Annotated in this window: 2 protein-coding genes and 1 pseudogene; all 3 read right to left on the bottom strand. The window is 52.9% G+C overall.

All coding sequences use genetic code 11. The features are described 5' to 3' along the window. Window positions 1–280: pseudogene (locus B5F25_RS20585) on the bottom strand (ABC transporter permease); the annotation flags it as partial. A gap of 124 nt (window positions 281–404) precedes the next feature. Further along, window positions 405–2,735 (bottom strand): ABC transporter permease, encoded by a 2,331-nt coding sequence (locus B5F25_RS20580; protein WP_087251713.1) that lies wholly within the window; start codon window positions 2,733–2,735, stop codon window positions 405–407. A 124-nt stretch (window positions 2,736–2,859) separates the two neighbouring features. After that, window positions 2,860–4,488, bottom strand: a 1,629-nt coding sequence (locus B5F25_RS20575; protein WP_140407007.1) for an FtsX-like permease family protein, incomplete at its 5' end; no start/stop codon positions are given.

Raw genomic sequence — 4,488 nt, 5'->3', positions numbered from 1 at the left:
TAATGGAAACGGTTTGTATGTGTGGCGAGCTGCTGCCTATCAGTTCGCACAGCGGGCGCGACATCCACGTCTGCCAGCCGATGTCATTGCTGTAATAGATTTCCGTCCGGTAGATGTTCTGATAGTCCTTGTATCCCTTGTTAAAGTTCAGGTCGTAATCCACCTGCGTCATGATGACGAAGAAGGAGGCGAAGGCAATCGCCAGCCCGATGATGTTGAGGACGCTTGCCGTGAGGAAACGCCGGAAGGTATGCGAGAAGTTGCGTGCTAAGGTGTTCATATACTCATTTACTATTTGACAATTTACTATTTACGATTTTGGGTCTCTTGTAGGGGCGGGGTTTGCCTGCCCGTATGCGTTCACGTGGATGTATTCGGGCAGGCTAACCCTGCCCCTACAAGTTTTATTCCGTCTTCAGGTTCTCCACGGGATTCTCGCGGGTGGCTTTCCGGCTGATGAGGTATACCGAAACCAGCGAGATGAGGCTCACGATGAGAATGGAGGCTATCGGAACCCACCACGGGAAGCTGTTTTCATATTCTATGATGTTATTGATGCTTCTCACGCCTACGATTGCCAGCGGGATGGCAACGAGCAGGCTGATGCCGATAGAATGAAGCGAGAAGCTCATCAGGCGTTTCTGCTCTTCCAGCGAACTGGAACCGAACACTTTGCGTATCGCCATGTCGCGCTTGCGCTGGGCGATGAAGTAAATGCTCATGGCGGTCAGTCCCAACAGAGAGATGAGGAATGCCGCTCCGGTGAAGACGCCAATCAGCTTGTTCATCCGGAAAAGGTCTTTGTATTGGTCGCGCATCTGGTTGTGATACCAACGTGACTTGTACGGGATATCTTTCACGAACGATTCGTACAAGGTATTCAGCCGGCGTTGATAGTCAGCCAAGTCTCCGTCGTTGGTTTCTATCAGAATTTCCCATGGATGTACGTTTTCTACGTCACGGATTTGAATGCGTAGGGGACGCTGTGCGTCCATAGCCCGGCGGATGTGGAAATCCTTGAATGTTCCGCTGATGTAGAATCCTGTTCTTCCTTTGCGTTCGTTGGGCACGTAATCGGTGATGCCCGGCATGTCTTTCATGGCGTTCTCGCTCACCAGCCACGCGCCGTCGTCGTTCGTCAGCTTGCGGTCTTGCGTGATTTGGATGCCGAACATGTCGATGAAAGAGGAGTCGGCGATGAAACACTGGAAGCTCATCGACTTAAGGCTGCCCTGCACGGGGACGTTCATGGTGTTGTTGTTTCCTCCGTCGCGCGGCGTGCCTTGGGTGAAGCAGACGCGTTTTACGAAGGGCAACTTCAAGGCTTCGTTGCGGAAAGCAAGCAGGGTCTCGTTCTCGGCTGCGGGTGTGAGTGCAAGGATGTTTCCGTAGGTATATCCCAAGGGTTCGTGCAAGATGCGGTATATCTGTACGCTCAGGAAGAGGGCGCAGGTAAGCATGGCGATGGTCAGTCCGTTCTGCACAATGTTCAGCGTGCGCAGGTAGATGGTTTTGGTCTTGCGGCGGAACGTGCCTTTCACTACGTCCAGCGGATTGTAGTTGGAAAGAATGGTAGCGGGGATGAAGCCCGACAGATAGGACAGCAGCAAGACGAACACAATATAAATAAGAAGTGTGCCTGCCGACAGGTCTCCCACGAGGTCAAGCTTGACTTGAAGCAAGTCCATGGCAATGGGTTCGGCTGCCTTTGCCAGCAGGAATCCGATAACGAAAGCCACGAAGGTGAGCAGTGCCGATTCGGCAATCATGCGCCAGAAGATATCGGAGCGTGACGAGCCGAGCAGGCGGCGTGTAGCCATTTCCTTGGCACGGTAGCTGGTCTGCGCCACGCTCATGCTGATGTAGTTGAACACCGCCATAAGCAGGATGAGTACGCCAGCCGTAAGGACAATCCATACCATGGTGAGGTCGTATTGTTCCATAGGGATGTTGCATTCCAGGTCTGTAGCGAAATAAAAATCCCGGAAGGGAATAAAACGTACCGGTTTGCCTCCGAACCACCAGATTTCTTTCAGATACGCACGGATGTCATCGGCTTTCACGTTCGGGTCTACACCTTGGGGGCAACGTATGAACACCATGGCGCTGGAGGCATTGCTCATGTTGTTGTCTCTTATGCTGACGCTCGGATTCAGATACTCCGCATTCTCGTAGGGGATAATGGCTTGGATATTGTCGGGGATAATGGAGTTATTGAAGTCCTCCATAATGCCGGTGACGGTAAAGGTCTGGTCATTGATATTAGGAAAGCGCAGGGTTTTGCCCAAGGCAGGTTGTCCGCCGAAGAGCATATTGGCGCACGAACGGGTGAGCACGATGCTGGTGTTGCTCAATAACACCTGTTCGGGGTTGCCTTCTATCAACTTGTAGCTGAAGAACTGAAAGAAATTCTTCCGGCTGATAAGCAATCTTATATTGACAGGCTTTTCCTCAATCAGGGTATAAGAAATGGCTCCGGATGTATAGGAGCACCAATCTTCCACTTCCGGATACCGGCTTTGCAGTTTTTCGCCGATAAGGTAATGAGCGGTACCGTGATTCCCGTTGGCAAACACAAAGATACGGTCGGCATCCCGTTGGTCTTTCTCCACGGTAAGCTGCCGTGTCACCATGTTGGCGATAAGGAGCACGAACATCAGCGAGATGCTCAGCCCCGCCACGTTGACGAATGTAAAGAGCTTGTTGCGCTCCAAGAAGGTGAAATAGGTTTTCATGTGGTTATTTACTATTTAGTCATTTACTATTTACAATTTATAGTTTCTTGTAGGGGCGGGGTTTGCCCGCCCGTATGCGTTCACGTGGATGTATTCGGGCAGGCAAACCCTGCCCCTACAAGTTTTATTCCGTCTTGATGCTGTTCGCGGGATTCTCGTTGGCGTTCTTCCAGCTCTGCACCGTGACCGTTATCATGGTGATGGCGGTGACGAGGAGGAAGGAGGCGAGGAAAATCCAGGCTCGTATGGGTGTGCGTTCGGCGAATCCTTCCAGCCAGTGGTGTCCTATCCACCAGCCGAAGGGAGCGGCTACGACGAAGCATCCTATCAGTATATACAAATACCGCTTGTTGAACATGCGGAGGATTTCGCCCGTGGTGCTTCCGAATATCTTGCGGATGCCTATCTCCTTGCGGCGGTATTCGCTCTCGAACATGGTGAGTCCGAACACGCCTATCATGCTGATGACGATGGCGAGGAGGGAGAAGAGCAGGATTTGGCGGGTGAATCGCAGTTCGTTGCGGTAGGCATTGTCAAGCACTTGGTCCATGAATCGGAAGTTGAAGTCGTGTCCCGGCGTGAACTTCTCCATCGCTTTCTGCAACGAATGGATTACGGCTACCTTGTCTGTTCCGGCGGAGACGCGGACGTTGACGTAGTTTTCCCAACGTCCCCAGTCGGCATAGTCTTTCCCGTAGATGAAGAACGCCATCGGCTGGCTGTTGTCATCGTTGCGGAACGTGCTGTAATGGATGTTCTCGCAGAAGCCCACAATGGGATAATCGCCGTCTGTGGCAAGTTGGTCCACCGCCATCCACGGGTATTTCTTGCGGGCAGCTTCATTGAAGATATATACATCGCCGTCGCCCGGCTTGAAGTCGCGTCCCTCGGTGACACGAATGCCCATTACCTTCAGGTAACGGTAATCTACTGGGAGCACGTCGAACTGAATGTGCTTGTCGTCGCTTCCGCGTCCCCAGCCCATGTAAGAATCATTCGAACTTAAAACAAATTGCGAGAACGCTACGCCTTCTACGCCCGATATGCGCGATAGCTCACCGACTACTGCTTCCCGCTGCTGGATAGCATTCCACGACATGTTGCCCACCACGATGGCATCCTTGTCATAGCCGTAATCGGTCGTGCGGATGTAGCGGCTCTGTGCATACATGATGCCGATAGCGATAATCAGCATGAACGCCACGAAGAACTGAAAGCACACTAATGCCGTGCGCAGCTTCCGTCCTTTGGGCGAGAGGCCGAACGAACCTTTCAGTGCCAGCGCGGGCGGGAACGAGGTGACGTAATAAGACGGATACAGCCCTGCCAGCACGCCCATCAGCACGCTGATGCCGAAGGTGGAGGCAAGCAGCAGCGGATGTGCCGTCAGGTCGAGGCTTGCCGTCACCAAGTCTTGCAGGCCCGAGCCGCGCAACGCTAGCAGCAGGAGCAACGACACGCCGAAAGCAATGACGCTGACCAGCACCGATTCCAGCACCAGCCCCGTGCGGAGCGAGCTTACGGTAGCTCCCAGCACTTTCTGCGTGTTGATGCTCTTGACGCGCATCGGGCTTTCCGCCAGCGTGAAGTTCATGAAGTTGATAGCGGCGATGATGACGATGAGGAACGACACACACAGCAAGAGATAGACTGTGGTACGGCCGCTGGCACTCTTGTTGTCTACTTTCGAGAAATGCGTGTCGGCTATCGGCGTAAAGCGGAGGAACGAGGATATTTTATTGTTTTCTATTGA

Source organism: Bacteroides sp. An19 (genome assembly GCF_002160215.1).
Lineage (GTDB): Bacteria > Bacteroidota > Bacteroidia > Bacteroidales > Bacteroidaceae > Phocaeicola > Phocaeicola intestinalis.
This window is presented reverse-complemented; position numbering and strand designations above follow the sequence as displayed.